This is a genomic window from Enterobacter sp. D2 (assembly GCF_034427575.1).
Classification (GTDB): Bacteria; Pseudomonadota; Gammaproteobacteria; order Enterobacterales; family Enterobacteriaceae; genus Enterobacter; species Enterobacter cloacae_M.
In genome coordinates this window covers 612,737-630,152 of the sequence record NZ_JAXQPP010000002.1, presented here as the reverse complement: position 1 = coordinate 630,152, position 17,416 = coordinate 612,737, and the positions used below count along the sequence as shown (strand labels likewise).

Genomic DNA, 17,416 nt, shown 5'->3' with positions numbered 1-17,416 from the left:
GAAATAATGTTATGAAAGGGAGTGATTTTATCAGATTTCGTTATCAGAAAACATGCCTGGGTCACGCCACGCAAATAAGCTTAAAAGTAAATTAAATGTTATCAAAATGATGTTGTTTTGGTGGCGGGGCAGGGTGTATTGTAACCACCTCTTAATGCGTTGCCCTCTGTCGTCAGATAGTCTTCTGGTGAGAGATAAAGTCGCGTGACCTCAAATTCTTTAGCTACGAAAATTGTAATTATTTACTTGCTGAATTATGGTCGCCGCAACGGATTTACAGATACTTAAGTTAACCATAATAAGGAGTTTAGGATGAAAGTCGCAGTCCTCGGCGCTGCTGGTGGTATCGGCCAGGCGCTTGCCCTACTACTGAAAACCCAACTGCCTTCAGGCTCAGAACTCTCCCTGTACGATATTGCTCCGGTAACCCCAGGTGTGGCGGTTGACCTGAGCCACATCCCGACTGCTGTAAAAATCAAAGGCTTCTCCGGTGAAGATGCACGTCCTGCGCTGCAGGGTGCCGACGTGGTGCTGATTTCTGCAGGCGTGGCGCGTAAGCCAGGCATGGATCGTTCAGACCTGTTCAACGTCAACGCGGGCATCGTGAAAAACCTGGTGCAACAGATTGCAGAAATCTGCCCGAAAGCATGCATCGGCATCATCACTAACCCGGTGAACACCACCGTGGCTATCGCGGCAGAAGTGCTGAAGAAAGCGGGTGTTTACGACAAAAACAAACTGTTCGGCGTAACCACGCTGGATATCATCCGTTCCAACACCTTTGTTGCTGAGCTGAAAGGCAAGCAGCCAACAGAAGTGGAAGTACCGGTAATTGGCGGTCACTCTGGCGTCACCATCCTGCCTCTGCTGTCGCAGATCCCAGGCGTGAGCTTCACCGAGCAGGAAGTGACTGACCTGACTAAACGTATCCAGAACGCGGGTACCGAAGTGGTGGAAGCGAAGGCGGGTGGCGGTTCTGCAACCCTGTCTATGGGCCAGGCGGCTGCGCGTTTTGGTCTGTCACTGGTTCGCGCTCTGCAGGGCGAGAAAGGCGTTGTTGAATGCGCTTACGTTGAAGGCGATGGCGAACACGCTCGCTTCTTCTCCCAACCGCTGCTGCTGGGTAAAAACGGTATCGAAGAGCGTAAATCCATTGGTACGCTGAGCGCGTTCGAACAACACGCGATGGAAGGCATGCTGGATACGCTGAAGAAAGATATCACCCTGGGCGAAGAGTTCGTTAACAAGTAATACGAACCGTCTCCCGGTAAAAAAAACGGAGCTTATCGCTCCGTTTTTTTATGCCTGTCAGTTAGTGGCCGGGTATTCCTGAATCGTCACGTGCAGCGTCAGTTTCTTATCGTTGCGCATGACCTCAACAGGAATGATAGAACCCGGGCGAATTTCTGCCACCTGATCCATCGTCTCCAGCGCAGATACCGCTGGCGTGCCGTTGACCGAAACAATGACATCGTTTACCTGAATCCCCGCGTTAGCCGCCGGACCACCCGGTGCCACCTCGTTAACCACGATGCCCTGAATCTGATCGATACCGCCGCCCTGGGTATGCATCGGTGCAATTTCGCGCCCGCCGATACCGATATAGCCGCGGATCACGCGTCCGTCGCGGATCAGTTTATCCATAATTTTGGTCGCCAGCTGGAACGGAATGGCAAAGCCGATCCCTTCCGGCGTCTCACCGTCGTTACTTTTATCGAACGAGAGGGTATTGATACCCATCAGCTCGCCCAGCGAGTTCACCAGCGCCCCGCCGGAGTTACCGTGGTTGATGGAGGCATCGGTTTGCAGGAAGTTCTGCCGCCCGGAGGGGTTCAGACCGATACGACCGGTCGCGCTGATTATCCCCTGGGTGATGGTCTGGCCCAGGTTGTAAGGGTTACCGATAGCCAGTACGACGTCACCAATATGCGGGGTACGTTTACGGTTGATCGGGATGACCGGCAAACCGCCCGTGGCGTTAATTTTCAGAACTGCCAGGTCGGTCAGGCTGTCAGAACCAACGAGTAACGCCTCAAACACGCGGCCATCCTGCAGAGCGACGATGATCTGGTCGGCATCGTTAATCACGTGCTTGTTGGTAATAATGTAGCCGCGCTCGTCCATGATCACGCCGGAGCCGAGGGTGCGGATCTCCAGCTGGTTATGGGCTGAGGTATTCAGGCCTCGGTTATAGACGTTAACCACGGCAGGTGCGGCACGGCGGACGGCCTGGTTATAGGTGGCCGGCGTTTCATCCGTGCTATCGAACTGGGGAGCCGACAGTTTATTGAACTGACGTAAAGACGGCAGCGCCAGCAGCAGCAGGCCAGCGACAATCAAACCGATGACAGTAGAACGTAAGAGCTTTAAAAGCATGATGCGCGTGTCGTTAAAAAAGGAACGATTTGCAGCATAACATGAGTTATCCGGACATCACACGCAGCGGTGATGTCCGGGTCGCAAATGCTTAGCGCAACAGAATATAGATGGACTCATTGCCACGCATGACCTGCAGGGCAATAACCGCCGGTTTGCTTTCCAGCACCTTGCGCAGTTCGGCAATAGACTGCACGCGGTTGCGGTTGACACCGATAATCACGTCATCCTGATGCAATCCGGCCTGTGCGGCAGGGCTGCTCTTCTCAACGGTATCGATGCTAATGCCTTTCGTACCGTCCTTCAGCTGCCCGTCGCTCAACGTAGCCCCCTGTAGCGCCGGGGCGATAAGCTCCGCGCTGGCCGAGGAAGAGGTGCTCTTATCCAGCGTCACTTCAACGTCAAGCGGCTTGCCGTCACGTATCAGGCCCAGCTTCACTTTGGCGCCAGGTTCCGTCGTGGCAATCCGTGAACGCAGTTCTGCAAAGCTGTTCAACGGTTTGTCGTTCAGGCTGACGATCACATCCCCTGATTTCACGCCCGCTTTTGCCGAGCCGGAGTTTGGCAGCACTTCACTGACAAACGCCCCGCGCTGTACGTTGATATTGAACGCTTTTGCGATATCCGCGCTCATCTCCATACCTTTAATACCCAGCAGCCCGCGTTTGATTTCACCGAACTGGATCAGCTGCTGCGCCAGGGTTTTGGCCATATTGCTGGGGATAGCAAAACCGATACCGATGCTGCCGCCGCCCGGGGCCAGAATCGCCGTGTTAATCCCAATCAGCTCGCCGTTAAGGTTAAGCAATGCTCCGCCGGAGTTACCACGGTTGATTGATGCATCGGTCTGGATAAAGTTTTCCAGCCCTTCCAGGTTGAGGCCGCTGCGTCCCAGCGCCGAGACGATCCCGGAAGTAGCGGTCTGCCCTAAGCCAAAGGGGTTGCCTACGGCGACGGCAAAATCGCCGACGCGCAGTTTGTCGGAATCCGCGATGGCAATCTGGGTCAGGTTGCTCGGGTTTTGTACCTGCAGCAGCGCGATGTCGCTCTGGTCATCGCCGCCGATCAGTTTGGCATCAAATTCACGGCCATCGTTCAGCTGGACGCTGATCTTATCGGCCTGGCTGATGACGTGATTGTTGGTCAGGATATAGCCTTTTGCCGCATCAATAATGACGCCAGAGCCCAGGCCTTCAAAAGGCTGCGCCTGCTGGTCGGGAGACTCATCGCCGAAATATTTTTTCAGTTCTTCAGGGACGCGTTGGCTTTGTACTGCGGTGCCCTCAACCTGAACGCTAACGACCGCAGGCAACACTTTTTCCAGCATGGGCGCGAGGCTTGGAATGGCCGCCTGGCCAGGCACCTGGGAAGGAATGGCGGCAAATACAGGGACGGACGCCGAGAGAGATAACCCGACACTTAACGCGATAGCGCTCAACAGCTGGTTTTTTTTCTTCATCGATGTTGACTCTCGTAACCTGGAATAAAGGAAAAACGGCCCTAAAAACACGTTGATGTTATTGAATTTTAAACCGCTGAACAATGAGGTGTTTAACTAAATGATAGCTGGGGTCATCAGGAAAGGACGGGCGCAATCGCTGCGCCCGTAAAATAAATTCAGGTTGTGCGATTAATCGCGTTTTACACCGCCGCGCAGCAGGCCGGACGCGCCATCGGAATAGTCGCGAGGCATCTGAACGGGCGCCTGATCGTTACCAGCTTCAGAGTCAGCCAGACGGTTGCGGAACGGGTTGGTTTCCGCGGTCATTTCCGGCAGCAGGCTGCTGGAGCTTTTTGCCATATGTTGATACAGCTGACGATAGTCGGTTGCCATGTTGTCCAGCAGCTCGGCGCTGCGGGCAAAATGGCTGACCAGCTCTTCACGATACTCTTCCAGCTCGGCTTTGTTCTTTTCCAGTTCGTACTGCAGTGACTGCTGCTGACGCAATTTGCGATTACCGAAACGCATGGCCACAGCACCAATGACGATGCCGACGACTAAACCGATTAGCGCATATTCCCAGGTCATGAACTTCTCCCGTTGTCTTGTTGTTCCGTAGGGTGTTGGCTCGGCTCCTGCCTGTGCCTGATAATGCCACTATAACCGCTATTTCTGCAGAAGTGGAATCCTGACGTATCATCGCGTAGTGTAGAACGGCCTTTTTTTCATCAGTCACGTCTGCTGGTGAGCGTTAATTGAAGGAATAACAATAAGATTATGCAAAACCTGTCCCCTGCATCGCGTTATCAACTGGCCCTTAACGAGGGCACTCATCAGCCTGATGACGTTCAACGTGAGGCGGTAAACCGTCTGGAGATGGTTTATCAGGAGCTCACGGCAAAACCCGCTGAAGTCGAACAGAACGGTGGGCTAAAGGCGGCATTTGGGCGGTTGCTCGGTAAAAAAGCGCCACAGGCTCACGCGCCGGTACGCGGTTTATATATGTGGGGCGGGGTCGGTCGCGGAAAAACCTGGCTGATGGACCTGTTTTACATGAGTCTGCCTGGCGCACGTAAGCAGCGTCTGCACTTCCATCGTTTTATGCTGCGGGTGCATGAAGAGCTGACCGCACTGCAGGGCAAAAGCGATCCGCTGGAGATTGTGGCCGACAGGTTCAAAGCTGAAACCGACGTGCTCTGCTTCGACGAGTTTTTTGTGTCCGACATCACCGATGCCATGCTGCTAGGCGGCCTGATGAAAGCGCTATTTGCCCGTGGGATCACGCTGGTGGCCACGTCGAATATCCCGCCGGATGAGCTCTATCGTAACGGCCTGCAGCGGGCACGCTTCCTGCCCGCCATTGATGCCATCAAGCAGCACTGCGACATCATGAACGTTGATGCCGGTGTCGATTATCGTCTGCGCACGCTGACTCAGGCGCATCTGTGGCTTTCGCCGTTAAATGCAGAGACCACCCGCGAGATGGATACACTCTGGCTGGCGCTGGCGGGGGCAAAACGCGAGCACGCCCCGGAACTCGAGATTAACCATCGACCGCTGCCCACGCTTGGCGTCGAAAACCAAACGCTGGCGGTCTCCTTTACGACGCTCTGCGTGGATGCCCGCAGCCAGCACGACTACATTGCGCTTTCGCGTCTGTTCCACACCGTGATGGTGCTGGACGTGCCGGTGATGACGCGGCTGATGGAGAGCGAAGCACGGCGCTTCATTGCGCTGGTGGATGAGTTTTATGAGCGCCACGTCAAGCTGGTGGTCAGCGCCGAGGTACCTTTATATGAGATTTACCAGGGAGAGCGGCTGAAATTTGAGTTCCAGCGCTGCCTGTCGCGCCTGCAGGAGATGCAGAGTGAGGAATACCTGAAGCTGGAGCATATGCCGTAACAAATGCCACCCTCTCCCTGTGGGAGAGGGGCTGGGGGTGAGGGCACCAGACCGCACAATACACACCCCCGAAAAACCCATTCCAAATCACATTTAAGGGTCGATCTTTGACCTCAACTTCTCTATAATCTTGCGACCCCACGTTACGAGAAGGTTTTTTTCCCGAAACTTTCTATGTGTCGGCATGTGCTATTCGAAGGGGTAGGTTTGCCGGACTTTGTCGTGTGAACCTCAACTGACTAAACGTTTGGGTGTTCACCAACGTGTAACTTATTATTTGGGTAAGCTTTTAATGAAAACTTTTACAGCTAAACCAGAAACCGTACAGCGCGACTGGTATGTTGTTGACGCGACCGGTAAAACTCTGGGCCGTCTGGCTACTGAACTGGCTCGTCGCCTGCGCGGTAAGCATAAAGCGGAATACACTCCGCACGTTGATACCGGTGATTACATCATCGTTCTGAACGCTGATAAAGTTGCTGTAACCGGCAACAAGCGTACTGACAAAGTGTACTATCACCACACTGGCCACATCGGTGGTATCAAAGAAGCGACCTTTGAAGAGATGATTGCCCGCCGTCCTGAGCGTGTGATTGAAATCGCGGTTAAAGGCATGCTGCCAAAAGGCCCGCTGGGTCGTGCTATGTTCCGTAAACTGAAAGTTTACGCAGGCAACGAGCACAACCACGCGGCACAGCAACCGCAAGTTCTTGACATCTAATCGGGATTATAGGCAATGGCTGAAAATCAATACTACGGCACTGGTCGCCGCAAAAGTTCCGCAGCTCGCGTTTTCATCAAACCGGGCAGTGGTAAAATCGTAATCAACCAGCGTTCTCTGGAACAATACTTCGGTCGCGAAACTGCCCGCATGGTAGTTCGCCAGCCGCTGGAACTGGTTGACATGGTAGAAAAACTGGATCTGTACATCACCGTTAAAGGTGGTGGTATCTCCGGTCAGGCAGGTGCGATCCGTCACGGTATCACCCGCGCTCTGATGGAGTACGACGAATCCCTGCGTTCTGAACTGCGTAAAGCTGGCTTCGTTACTCGTGACGCGCGTCAGGTTGAACGTAAGAAAGTGGGTCTGCGTAAAGCACGTCGTCGTCCACAGTTCTCCAAACGTTAATCCATTCTGCTTACGCAGAACGATTGGCGAAAAACCCGCTTCGGCGGGTTTTTTTATGGATAATGCGCAGGTTATCCACAATATCCATGCATATATCTTCTCTTTTTCCACATTTCCAGAATCCCCTCACCACAAAGCCATCAAAATCTGGTAAACTATCATCCAATTTTCTGCCCAAATATCGGTGAATACTCGATTTTTGTTCGTTTCTTGAACAATGTGTTTTCTCTGGGATGGGCGATACAACATCTGGCTGGCCCCTGTTGGGCTGGTAGCAGTAAAAATTCTGAATATACCTGGAGGTTTTCATGGCTGTCGCTGCCAACAAACGTTCGGTAATGACGCTGTTTTCTGGTCCTACTGACATTTATAGCCATCAGGTTCGTATCGTGCTGGCCGAGAAGGGTGTCAGTTTTGAGATCGAGCATGTGGAAAAGGATAACCCGCCTCAGGATCTGATCGATCTCAACCCGAGCCAAAGCGTACCGACGCTGGTGGATCGCGAGCTGACCCTGTGGGAATCCCGTATCATTATGGAATATCTGGATGAGCGTTTCCCTCATCCGCCACTGATGCCTGTTTACCCTGTCGCGCGTGGTGAAAGCCGCCTGTACATGCAGCGTATCGAAAAAGACTGGTACTCGCTGATGAACGTGATTACCAGCGGTTCTGCTTCTGAAGCTGACGCTGCACGTAAACAACTGCGTGAAGAGCTGCTGGCGATCGCTCCTGTGTTTGGTCAGAAACCATTCTTCCTGAGCGATGAGTTCAGCCTGGTGGATTGCTACCTGGCACCGCTGCTGTGGCGTCTGCCAACCCTGTGCGTAGAGTTCAGCGGTCCTGGCGCAAAAGAGCTGAAAGGCTATATGACTCGCGTCTTTGAGCGCGACTCTTTCCTGGCATCTTTAACTGAACCGGAACGTGAAATGCGTCTCGGCCGAGGCTAATGACTGTGGAAATGTCACAACTTACCCCACGCCGTCCGTATCTGCTGCGCGCCTTCTATGAATGGCTGCTGGATAACCAGCTCACGCCGCACCTGGTTGTGGATGTGACGTTGCCGGGCGTGCTGGTTCCAATGGAATACGCACGTGACGGACAGATCGTACTGAACATCGCCCCGCGCGCGGTGGGTAACCTGGAGCTGGCAAACGATGAAGTGCGCTTCAACGCGCGTTTCGGCGGCGTGCCGCGTCAGGTTTCCGTACCTCTGGCAGCCGTGCTGGCTATCTACGCGCGTGAAAACGGTGCGGGTACCATGTTCGAGCCGGAAGCGGCGTATGATGAAGATGTTGCCAGCCTGAATGATGACAACGCATCCGATGAGCGCGAAAGCGACACGGTGATGTCACTTATCGATGGCGATAAACCCGATCATCACGATGACAATGACCCTGATGACGATCCGCCTCCGCGCGGTGGTCGTCCGGCTCTTCGCGTCGTGAAATAAAAAACAGGCCCAATCGGGCCTGTTTTTTTTACACTTCCAGGTAGTTCAGGATCCCGTCAGCCGCTTTACGACCTTCGGCAATCGCCGTTACCACCAGGTCAGAACCGCGAACGATATCGCCACCGGCGAAGATTTTAGGGTTGCTGGTCTGGAATGCGTTGTCGCTGCCTTCTGGCGCAATCACGCGACCCTGCGAATCCAGCTCAACGCTGTGCTTCGCCAGCCATTCCATGCTGTGAGGACGGAAGCCGAACGCCATCACTACGGCATCGGCCGGGATCACGTGCTCAGAACCGGCTACGATCTCGGCGCGACGACGGCCTTTCGCATCCGGTGCGCCCATCTCAGTGCGCGCCATCTTCACGCCGCTCACTTTACCGTTGGCATTCACTTCAATACCCAGAGGCTGGATGTTGAACTGGAACTCCACGCCCTCTTCACGCGCGTTTTTCACTTCGCGTTTAGAGCCCGGCATGTTCTCTTCGTCACGACGATAGGCGCAGATCACGTGTGCCGCATTCTGACGAATGGAGGTACGCACGCAGTCCATCGCGGTATCACCGCCGCCCAGCACCACCACGCGTTTTCCTTCCATGCTGACGAACGGCTCATCGGCGGTTTCGCCGTAGCCCATGATCTGCTTGGTGTTGGCAATCAGGAACGGCAGCGCGTCGTACACGCCTGGCGCATCTTCGTTCTCCAGACCGCCGCGCATGGACTGATAGGTGCCCACGCCGAGGAACACGGCGTCGTAATCCTTCAGCAGGTCGTCGAGCTGCACGTCGCGGCCCACCTCCACGTTCAGTTTGAACTCAATGCCCATGCCGGTGAAGATTTCACGGCGACGGGTCATGACCTCTTTTTCCAGCTTGAAGGCCGGGATACCGAAGGTCAGCAGACCGCCGATTTCCGGATGACGGTCAAAGACGACCGCCTTCACGCCGTTGCGGGTCAGCACGTCCGCACAGGCCAGGCCCGCCGGGCCCGCACCGATGATTGCCACGCGCTTGTCGGTTTGCTTCACGCCGGTCATATCCGGACGCCAGCCCATCTCGAACGCTTTATCGTTAATATAGCGCTCGATGTTGCCGATGGTCACCGCGCCGAACTCGTCGTTCAGCGTACAGGAACCTTCGCACAGACGGTCCTGAGGGCACACGCGGCCGCACACTTCCGGCAGGGTGTTGGTCTGGTGAGACAGCTCGGCGGCTTCAAAAATACGCCCTTCGTTGGCCAGCTTCAGCCAGTTCGGGATGTAGTTGTGTACCGGACATTTCCATTCGCAGTAAGGGTTACCGCAGGACAGGCAGCGGTCTGCCTGTGCCTTGGCCTGGCCTTCTGAAAACGGCTCGTAGATTTCAACAAATTCAATTTTGCGGATCTTCAGCGGTTTCTTTGGCGGATCAACACGCTGCAGGTCGATAAACTGGTATACGTTCTGGCTCATCTGAATTCCTTACTGCGCCTGCACGCGCAGCTCTGCTGCGCTACGACTACGGTGACCCAACAGGGCTTTAACATCGCTGGACTTCGGCTTAACCAGCGCGAATTTCGCAGAGAACGCCGGCCAGTTTGCCAGGATCTCTTCGCCGCGCGAAGAACCGGTATGCTGCACGTGTTCGGTAATCAAACCACGCAGGTGTTCTTCATGGATAGCCAGCGTATCAACGTCCAGCACTTCTACCAGCTCCGGGTTCACGCGTTTGCGGAACTCACCGTCTTCGTCCAGGACGTACGCAAAACCGCCCGTCATGCCCGCGCCGAAGTTCACGCCGGTTTTACCCAGAACGCAAACAATCCCGCCCGTCATGTATTCACACCCGTTATCGCCAATGCCTTCCACCACGGTGATAGCACCGGAGTTACGCACCGCAAAACGCTCGCCCGCACGGCCTGCTGCAAACAGACGACCGCCGGTCGCGCCGTACAGGCAGGTGTTACCGATGATGCTGGCTTCATGGCTGCGGAAGGCTGAGCCGACCGGAGGACGCACCGCCAGCAGGCCGCCTGCCATGCCTTTACCGACGTAGTCGTTGGCATCGCCGGTCAGGTACAGCTCAACGCCGCCTGCGTTCCATACGCCGAAGCTCTGACCCGCGGTACCGCTGAAGTGTGCGGTAATCGGATCTGCTGCCAGCCCCTGGTCACCGTGCGTTTGCGCGATGTAGCCGGAGAGGGAGGCGCCCACGGAGCGGTCGGTGTTGCGGATATCAAACCAGAACGTTTTGCTCTGCTTGTCGTCCACGTACGGTTTCGCCTGCTGCAACAGCTGCGCGTTCAGCACGCCGTTATCGAACGGCGGGTTGTTCTCGGTGCAGTAGACCGCTTTGCCAGGGTGCGGCTGCGCGGTTTCCAGCAGCTTGCTCAGCTCCAGCTTCTGCTGCTTCGCCGTGAAGCCTTCCAGCTCTTTCAGCAGGTCGGTACGGCCAATCAGGTCCACCAGACGCTTCACGCCCAGCTGCGCCATCAGCTCGCGGGTTTCGCGGGCGATGAACTCAAAGTAGTTGGTCACTTTGAACGGCAGACCGTGATAGTGGTTCTTACGCAGCTTCTCGTCCTGGGTAGCAACGCCGGTTGCGCAGTTGTTCAGGTGGCAAATACGCAGGTATTTACAGCCGAGCGCAACCATTGGGCCGGTACCGAAGCCGAAGCTTTCCGCGCCGAGGATCGCCGCTTTAATGATGTCGAGACCGGTTTTCAGGCCGCCGTCCACCTGCAGACGGATCTTGTGACGCAGACCGTTCGCCACCAGCGCCTGCTGGGTTTCAACCAGGCCAAGCTCCCACGGGCAGCCCGCGTATTTCACGGAGGAGAGCGGGCTTGCGCCGGTACCGCCGTCGTAGCCGGCGATGGTGATGAGATCCGCATAGGCTTTCGCCACGCCGGTAGCGATGGTGCCGACGCCCGGTTCGGAAACCAGCTTCACGGAGATCATCGCCTTCGGGTTGACCTGCTTCAGGTCGAAAATCAGCTGCGCCAGGTCCTCGATAGAGTAGATATCGTGGTGCGGCGGCGGGGAGATCAGCGTCACGCCCGGCACGGAATAGCGCAGTTTGGCGATGTACGGGGTAACTTTATCACCCGGCAGCTGGCCGCCTTCGCCCGGTTTAGCACCCTGAGCGACTTTAATCTGAATCACGTCGGCGTTGACCAGGTACGCAGGCGTCACGCCAAAGCGGCCGGATGCCACCTGCTTGATGCGGGACACTTTGTTGGTGCCGTAACGCGCCGGATCTTCACCGCCTTCGCCGGAGTTGGAGTTGCCGCCGATGCTGTTCATGGCTTCCGCCAGCGCTTCGTGGGCTTCCGGGCTCAGCGCGCCGATGGACATCGCCGCGGTATCGAAGCGTTTGAACAGTTCGGATGCAGGCTCAACCTCGTCAATGCTGACCGCTTCATCACCCGGGTTCAGGGCAATAAGGTCGCGGAGCGTTGCCGCCGGGCGGTTGTTTACCAGCTCAGCGTACTGCTGGTAATCGCTGTATTCACCGCTCTGAACCGCCTGCTGCAGCGTGCGCACCACGTCCGGGTTGTAGGCATGATACTCGCCGCCGTGAACGTATTTCAGCAGACCGCCCTGATCCAGAGGCTTACGTGCCAGCCAGGCGCGTTTGGACAGGTTCACCAGATCCTGCTGGAAGTCAGCAAAACCGGCGCCGCCGATGCGGCTGACCACGCCCTGGAAGCAGAGGTTGGCGACCTCGTCATGCAGGCCGACCGCTTCAAACAGCTTAGAACAGCGGTAGGAGGCAATGGTCGAGATGCCCATTTTGGACATGATCTTGTACAGACCTTTGTTGATGCCGTTACGGTAGTTCAGCATCACCGCGCGGTAATCTTTGTCGATCGCGCGGGTATCCACCAGACGGGCCAGCGTTTCGTAGGCCAGGTACGGGTAGATCGCCGTCGCGCCGAAGCCCAACAGCACGGCAAAGTGATGCGGGTCGCGGGCGCTTGCGGTTTCAACAATGATGTTCGCGTCGCAGCGCAGGCTCTTATCGACCAAACGCGTCTGGATAGCGCCGACCGCCATCGGGGCAGGTACAGGCAGACGGTTTTTCGCGATATTACGGTCGGACAACACCAGCAGCACGGTGCCGTTACGCACCATCTGTTCGGCTTTGTCACACAGCGCATTCACCGTCTCTTCAAGGCTCGCTTCGTTCACGTCGAAGGTAATGTCGAGCGTGTCGGCGCGGTAGTGCTCCTCTTTCATGGTGGTGAGCTGTTTGAAATCTGAATACAGCAGGATCGGCGATTTAAAGGTCAGACGATGCGCCTGGCCTTCGGCCTCGCAGAAGACGTTCATCTCACGACCGATGCTGGTGGCCAGCGACATCACGTGTGCTTCACGCAGCGGATCGATTGGCGGGTTGGTCACCTGCGCGAACTGCTGGCGGAAGTAGTCGTAAATGATGCGCGGCTGGCTGGAGAGCACGGCAAACGGAGTATCGTCACCCATCGAGCCGACCGCTTCCTGGCCGTTTTCACCGAGCACGCGGATGACAGAGTCCAGCTCTTCCGCGCTGTAGTTAAACTGCTTCTGGTAGCTTGCGAGAGTATCGTCGTCCAGCTCGCGGCTGCCCACTTCTTCGTCCGTAAGATCTTCGAACGGCACCAGGCGACGCACGTTCTTCTCCATCCACTCTTTGTACGGGTGGCGGCTCTTCAGATCGTTGTCGGTTTCGGCGGAGTGCAGGATGCGCCCACCGCGGGTGTCGATAACCATCAGCTCGCCCGGACCGACGCGGCCTTTCTCGACCACTTCGTCAGGCTGGTAATCCCAGATGCCGACTTCAGAGGCGCAGGTGATGAGCTTGTCTTTGGTGATAACGTAGCGCGCCGGACGCAGACCGTTACGGTCCAGGTTACAGGCAGCAAAACGGCCGTCGGACATAACGATGCCCGCTGGGCCGTCCCACGGCTCCATGTGCATGGAGTTGAAGTCGAAGAACGCGCGCAGCTCAGGATCCATATCCGGGTTGTTCTGCCAGGCCGGCGGCACGAGCAGACGCATGGCGCGCACGATATCCATCCCGCCCGCCAGCAGAAGTTCCAGCATATTATCCATCGAGCTGGAGTCCGAGCCGGTTTCGTTCACGAACGGCGCGGCATCGTGCAGATCGGGGATCAGTGGCGTCTGGAACTTATAGGTACGGGCGCGGGCCCACTGGCGGTTACCGGTGATGGTGTTGATCTCGCCGTTGTGCGCCAGGTAGCGGAACGGCTGAGCCAGCGGCCAGCGTGGAACGGTGTTGGTGGAGAAGCGCTGGTGGAACAGGCAAATGGCCGATTCCAGACGCAGGTCCGCCAGGTCCAGGTAGAAGCGCGGCAGGTCAGCCGGCATACACAGACCTTTATAGATATTCACCAGGTTAGAGAGGCTACAGACGTAGAACTCTTTATCGTCCTGGAGACGTTTTTCAATGCGGCGGCGGGCGATAAACAGACGGCGTTCCATATCACGTGGACGCCAGCCCGCAGGCGCGTTGACGAAAATCTGTTCAATACGAGGCAGCGAGGAGAGGGCGATTTCACCGAGCACCCCTTCGTTGGTTGGCACATCGCGCCAGCCGACAATCGACAGGGTTTCACGCTGAAGTTCTTCTTCGACGATGCGGCGTGAGGCGGCAGCCTTTTCAGGATCCTGATTCAGGAACAGCATGCCGACAGCGTAGTTTTTGGCTAAACGCCAGCCGCGCTCTTCCGCCACGATGCGGAAGAAACGATCCGGTTTTTGCAGCAGCAGGCCGCAACCGTCGCCGGTTTTACCATCGGCAAGGATGGCGCCACGGTGCTGCATACGGGCCAGTGCGTGAATAGCAGTACGCACTACCTTGTGGCTAGGTTCGCCTTCTATGTGGGCGATCAGGCCGAAACCACAGTTATCCTTCTCAAGGGATTTATCGTACAACATATCAGTGAACCTCCCCAGGCTCGTCGGGCTCCCACTGAACTTTACCGTGGCGCACAGGCACAGAAAGAGCATGGCGACGGGGTTTGCGTTTCATACGCGGACCTCGCATTCGCCCTCTTTTTCATCCTTTCGCGCAGGTAAACAAGTTTGAGGACTTGCTTCAGAGGGAATCTCAATTACTGCATAAATATGATGAGCAGGCCGCTCATCCAGAAAGCTTCCAGCGGATTTCCAACTTATCGGGAATTGGTACACAGGTCAAATGGCAATCTTATTTATACAAAAATGTGCTAAAGAGAGTCTATGTAATTGTATTTTAAGTGTATTTAACTATTTTTACATTGATTGAATGACCTGAGAGCGAGCAGCGGAGTGTGATCTGACTCACTATATGAAAGCGGTATTATCAATGTAGCGTGCTGAATAGCGGTTTTATAGCAGAACAATAATCTGGCAATGGATGCGAACCCGCATAAACCCACTGTTTTTCAGTGGTGGCGCTATAAATGAAAAAAACAATCAGAACATAAGGAAAAGTAATCACAGGCGGCGTGAATGAAATTGCAGTAATCGTGAGTATTTATTCGTGTGGATAAAGGCCGTCCAGGGCGATTGATCCAGGTCATCGCCGACAGAGGCTAAAAGTGGCAGGCTTGTCCCCTTTCTCCGGGACGGTCTATCAGATTATGCAGTTACAGAAATTAGTCAATATGTTTGGTGGGGATCTTTTGCAGCGGTACGGGCAAAAGGTTCATAAGCTGACGCTGCACGGCGGGTTTAGCTGCCCGAATCGCGATGGCACCATCGGGCGCGGCGGCTGCACCTTCTGTAACGTTGCGTCCTTTGCTGACGAGGCCCAGCGGCATAAATCTATCGCTGAACAGCTTGCCCATCAGGCCAGCCTGGTGAACCGCGCGAAGCAATATCTGGCCTATTTCCAGGCCTACACCAGCACGTGGGCGGAGGTGCAGGTATTGCGTTCGATGTATCAGCAGGCCGTCAGCCAGGCCAATATTGTTGGGCTTTGCGTGGGCACACGCCCGGACTGCGTACCGGACGCGGTGCTGGACCTGCTCAGCGAGTACAAAGAACAAGGCTACGAGATCTGGCTGGAGCTGGGCTTGCAGACCGCGCACGACAAAACGCTGCACCGTATTAACCGTGGCCATGATTTCGCCTGCTACCAGCGCACCACGCGCCTGGCCCGCGAGCGCGGGCTGAAGGTCTGCTCGCATCTGATTGTTGGGTTACCCGGCGAGGGTCAACAGCACGGTCTTGAAACGCTGGAAAAGGTGGTTGAAACCGGCGTGGACGGCATTAAGCTGCACCCGCTGCATATCGTGAAGGGCAGTATTATGGCGAAAGCTTGGGAGGCCGGGCGGTTAAGCGGTATTGAGCTTGAAGACTATACGGTGACGGCGGGGGAGATGATTCGCCATACGCCGCCGGATATTGTCTACCATCGCATCTCGGCCAGTGCCCGCCGTCCAACGCTTCTGGCACCGCTATGGTGTGAAAACCGCTGGACGGGGATGGTGGAAATTGACCGCTATCTGCAGGAGAACGGCGTACAGGGTTCGGCGCTGGGCCGCTCCTGGATTCCGCGTCTAGCGGCGACGGCCGCCTAGCAAACTCCCCAGCATGCCGCGCACGATTTGATTGGTGACCTGTCGGGCTGCGCTTTTCGCCATGGTCTGCACCACGCCGTCGCGCTTGCCGCCGCGCGGCCCGGTGCTGCCGAAAAGAATGTCTTTGAGCCCACCGAGAATGCCGTCATCGACGGCGACAGATTGCCCTTTAGCGGCAGGCGCAGCCTGCGATTCTGTTGTCGCCTGGACCCCTTTTTGCAGCATCTCGAACGCGGACTCGCGATCCTCCTCGTCTTCGTATTTCCCGTAAACCGGAGAGTGGTTAATCAGGCCGTTGCGCTCATCGTCGGTCACCGGCCCCATACGCGAGCAAGGCGCGATCACCATGGCGCGTTCTACCACAGACGGGCTGCCCTTCGCATCCAGGAACGAGATCAGCGCTTCACCGGTGCCTAGCGCCTGAATCGCCGCTTCGGTATCAAAGGCAGGATTGGCGCGCATGGTTTGCGCGGCGGCTTTCACCGCTTTCTGATCTTTTGGCGTAAAGGCGCGCAGGGCATGCTGCACGCGGTTGCCGAGCTGCCCGAGCACGTTGTCGGGGATATCCGACGGGTTTTGCGAGACAAACCAGACGCCGACTCCTTTGGAGCGGATCAGGCGGATAACCTGTTCGATCTTATCCAGCAATACCTGCGGCGCGTCGTTAAACAGCAGATGCGCTTCGTCAAAGAAGAACACCAGCTTCGGTTTTTCCAGATCGCCCGCTTCCGGTAATTGTTCATAGAGCTCGGAGAGCATCCACAGCAGGCTAGCGGCGTAGAGTTTCGGCATCTGGTAGAGCTTCTCTGAGCTCAGGATGTTAATAATGCCTTTGCCGCTGCTGTCGGTGCGCATCCAGTCCTTGATATCCAGCATCGGCTCGCCGAAGAAGTGTTCGGCCCCCTGCTGCTCAAGCGTCAGTAGACCGCGCTGAATAGCGCCCACCGAGGCGCTGCTGATATTGCCGTACTGGTTCTGGAAGGATTTGGCGTTATCGCCGATGTATTGCGTAATGGCGCGTAGATCTTTGAAATCAAGCAGCAGCAGTCCCTGATCGTCGGCAATGCGGAAGATAATATTCAGCACGCCGGACTGCACGTCGTTGAGGTTAAGCAGACGGGCCAGCAGCAGCGGGCCGAGATCGGAGACGGTGGCGCGCACCGGGTGGCCTTTCTCACCAAAGATATCCCACACCACCACCGGGTTACCGTGCGGCGTCCAGTCCGTGATGCCAATATTTTTCAGCCGCTCGAGCAGTTTTTCAGATGCCGTCCCATCCTGAGCCACACCGGTTAAATCGCCTTTCACGTCAGCCATAAAGACCGGTACGCCAATCTCCGAAAGCGACTCCGCCAGCTTTTGCAGGGTGACGGTTTTCCCCGTCCCGGTCGCTCCGGTGATCAGACCGTGGCGGTTCGCCATCGCGGGCAGTAAATACAGCTCTTTTTCCAGCGTCCTGGCAATTAACAATGGTGTACTCATGATGCGCTTCCTCTCTTAGTCCTGGGTGGAGTATAGGCAACCTGGCCGCAATTTGGTTGAGTAAATTCCTGACTTTGCGGCGCATTATCCA

General features: G+C 56.1%; 13 protein-coding genes. 7 read left to right on the top strand and 6 right to left on the bottom strand.

Annotated elements, in window-relative coordinates:
• The first annotated feature begins 312 nt into the window (after window positions 1-312).
• Window positions 313-1,251 carry a malate dehydrogenase gene (gene mdh / locus SPG90_RS15265; RefSeq protein ID WP_047174077.1) on the top strand — a complete coding sequence of 313 codons (939 nt, stop codon included), beginning with the start codon at window positions 313-315 and terminating at the stop codon, window positions 1,249-1,251.
• 57 nt (window positions 1,252-1,308) lie between these two features.
• On the opposite strand, the gene degS is transcribed toward mdh, so the two are convergent.
• From degS to zapG, 3 genes are all read right to left on the bottom strand, one after another.
• Window positions 1,309-2,376: an outer membrane-stress sensor serine endopeptidase DegS gene (gene degS / locus SPG90_RS15260; protein WP_023309386.1), complete on the bottom strand. Its 1,068-nt coding sequence runs from the start codon at window positions 2,374-2,376 to the stop codon at window positions 1,309-1,311.
• A 91-nt stretch (window positions 2,377-2,467) separates the two neighbouring features.
• Window positions 2,468-3,835: a serine endoprotease DegQ gene (gene degQ, locus SPG90_RS15255; RefSeq protein WP_023309385.1), complete on the bottom strand. Its 1,368-nt coding sequence runs from the start codon at window positions 3,833-3,835 to the stop codon at window positions 2,468-2,470.
• A 171-nt stretch (window positions 3,836-4,006) separates the two neighbouring features.
• A complete protein-coding gene (zapG, locus tag SPG90_RS15250; RefSeq protein WP_008502832.1) occupies window positions 4,007-4,405 on the bottom strand; it encodes a Z-ring associated protein ZapG in 399 nt (132 codons plus the stop codon).
• 189 nt (window positions 4,406-4,594) lie between these two features.
• Here zapG and zapE point away from each other — a divergent pair, with 189 nt between their 5' ends.
• The 5 genes from zapE to sspB all read left to right on the top strand — a co-directional run bounded on the left by zapE (window position 4,595) and on the right by sspB (window position 8,298).
• Complete coding sequence (zapE, locus tag SPG90_RS15245) at window positions 4,595-5,719, top strand: cell division protein ZapE (protein ID WP_045403581.1); 1,125 nt, start codon at window positions 4,595-4,597, stop codon at window positions 5,717-5,719.
• Window positions 5,720-6,011: 292 nt separating this feature from the next.
• The gene (rplM, locus tag SPG90_RS15240; RefSeq protein ID WP_006178824.1) at window positions 6,012-6,440 is read left to right on the top strand and encodes a 50S ribosomal protein L13; all 429 of its coding nucleotides are present in this window, start codon (window positions 6,012-6,014) and stop codon (window positions 6,438-6,440) included.
• 15 nt (window positions 6,441-6,455) lie between these two features.
• A complete protein-coding gene (rpsI, locus tag SPG90_RS15235) occupies window positions 6,456-6,848 on the top strand; it encodes a 30S ribosomal protein S9 (RefSeq protein ID WP_003860436.1) in 393 nt (130 codons plus the stop codon).
• Window positions 6,849-7,156: 308 nt separating this feature from the next.
• Window positions 7,157-7,795, top strand: a complete 639-nt coding sequence (gene sspA / locus SPG90_RS15230; RefSeq protein ID WP_322408218.1) for a stringent starvation protein SspA — start codon at window positions 7,157-7,159, stop codon at window positions 7,793-7,795.
• Between the two features lie 5 nt (window positions 7,796-7,800).
• Window positions 7,801-8,298 carry a ClpXP protease specificity-enhancing factor gene (gene sspB, locus SPG90_RS15225; RefSeq protein ID WP_024906337.1) on the top strand — a complete coding sequence of 166 codons (498 nt, stop codon included), beginning with the start codon at window positions 7,801-7,803 and terminating at the stop codon, window positions 8,296-8,298.
• Between the two features lie 28 nt (window positions 8,299-8,326).
• Here sspB and gltD read toward each other — a convergent pair whose 3' ends face one another.
• Entirely contained in the window at window positions 8,327-9,745 is a 1,419-nt protein-coding gene (gene gltD / locus SPG90_RS15220; protein WP_023309377.1) for a glutamate synthase subunit GltD, read from the bottom strand.
• Window positions 9,746-9,754: 9 nt separating this feature from the next.
• Complete coding sequence (gene gltB, locus SPG90_RS15215; RefSeq protein WP_126303142.1) at window positions 9,755-14,215, bottom strand: glutamate synthase large subunit; 4,461 nt, start codon at window positions 14,213-14,215, stop codon at window positions 9,755-9,757.
• Window positions 14,216-14,901: 686 nt separating this feature from the next.
• Between gltB and SPG90_RS15210 the strand changes: the two genes are divergently transcribed.
• Window positions 14,902-15,843: a TIGR01212 family radical SAM protein gene (locus SPG90_RS15210; RefSeq protein ID WP_126303141.1), complete on the top strand. Its 942-nt coding sequence runs from the start codon at window positions 14,902-14,904 to the stop codon at window positions 15,841-15,843.
• Here SPG90_RS15210 and SPG90_RS15205 read toward each other — a convergent pair.
• Window positions 15,823-17,325 carry a helicase HerA-like C-terminal domain-containing protein gene (locus tag SPG90_RS15205; RefSeq protein WP_126303140.1) on the bottom strand — a complete coding sequence of 501 codons (1,503 nt, stop codon included), beginning with the start codon at window positions 17,323-17,325 and terminating at the stop codon, window positions 15,823-15,825. The genes SPG90_RS15210 and SPG90_RS15205 overlap by 21 nt on opposite strands.
• Window positions 17,326-17,416: the final 91 nt, after the last annotated feature.

Bases quoted from the DNA above. Each gene is read 5' to 3' on its own strand.
- mdh (WP_047174077.1), top strand. From the start codon at position 313: ATGAAAGTCGCAGTCCTCGGCGCTGCTGGTGGTATCGGCCAGGCGCTT.
- degS (WP_023309386.1), bottom strand. From the start codon at position 2,376: ATGCTTTTAAAGCTCTTACGTTCTACTGTCATCGGTTTGATTGTCGCT.
- degQ (WP_023309385.1), bottom strand. From the start codon at position 3,835: ATGAAGAAAAAAAACCAGCTGTTGAGCGCTATCGCGTTAAGTGTCGGG.
- zapG (WP_008502832.1), bottom strand. From the start codon at position 4,405: ATGACCTGGGAATATGCGCTAATCGGTTTAGTCGTCGGCATCGTCATT.
- zapE (WP_045403581.1), top strand. From the start codon at position 4,595: ATGCAAAACCTGTCCCCTGCATCGCGTTATCAACTGGCCCTTAACGAG.
- rplM (WP_006178824.1), top strand. From the start codon at position 6,012: ATGAAAACTTTTACAGCTAAACCAGAAACCGTACAGCGCGACTGGTAT.
- rpsI (WP_003860436.1), top strand. From the start codon at position 6,456: ATGGCTGAAAATCAATACTACGGCACTGGTCGCCGCAAAAGTTCCGCA.
- sspA (WP_322408218.1), top strand. From the start codon at position 7,157: ATGGCTGTCGCTGCCAACAAACGTTCGGTAATGACGCTGTTTTCTGGT.
- gltD (WP_023309377.1), bottom strand. From the start codon at position 9,745: ATGAGCCAGAACGTATACCAGTTTATCGACCTGCAGCGTGTTGATCCG.
- gltB (WP_126303142.1), bottom strand. From the start codon at position 14,215: ATGTTGTACGATAAATCCCTTGAGAAGGATAACTGTGGTTTCGGCCTG.
- SPG90_RS15210 (WP_126303141.1), top strand. From the start codon at position 14,902: ATGCAGTTACAGAAATTAGTCAATATGTTTGGTGGGGATCTTTTGCAG.
- SPG90_RS15205 (WP_126303140.1), bottom strand. From the start codon at position 17,325: ATGAGTACACCATTGTTAATTGCCAGGACGCTGGAAAAAGAGCTGTAT.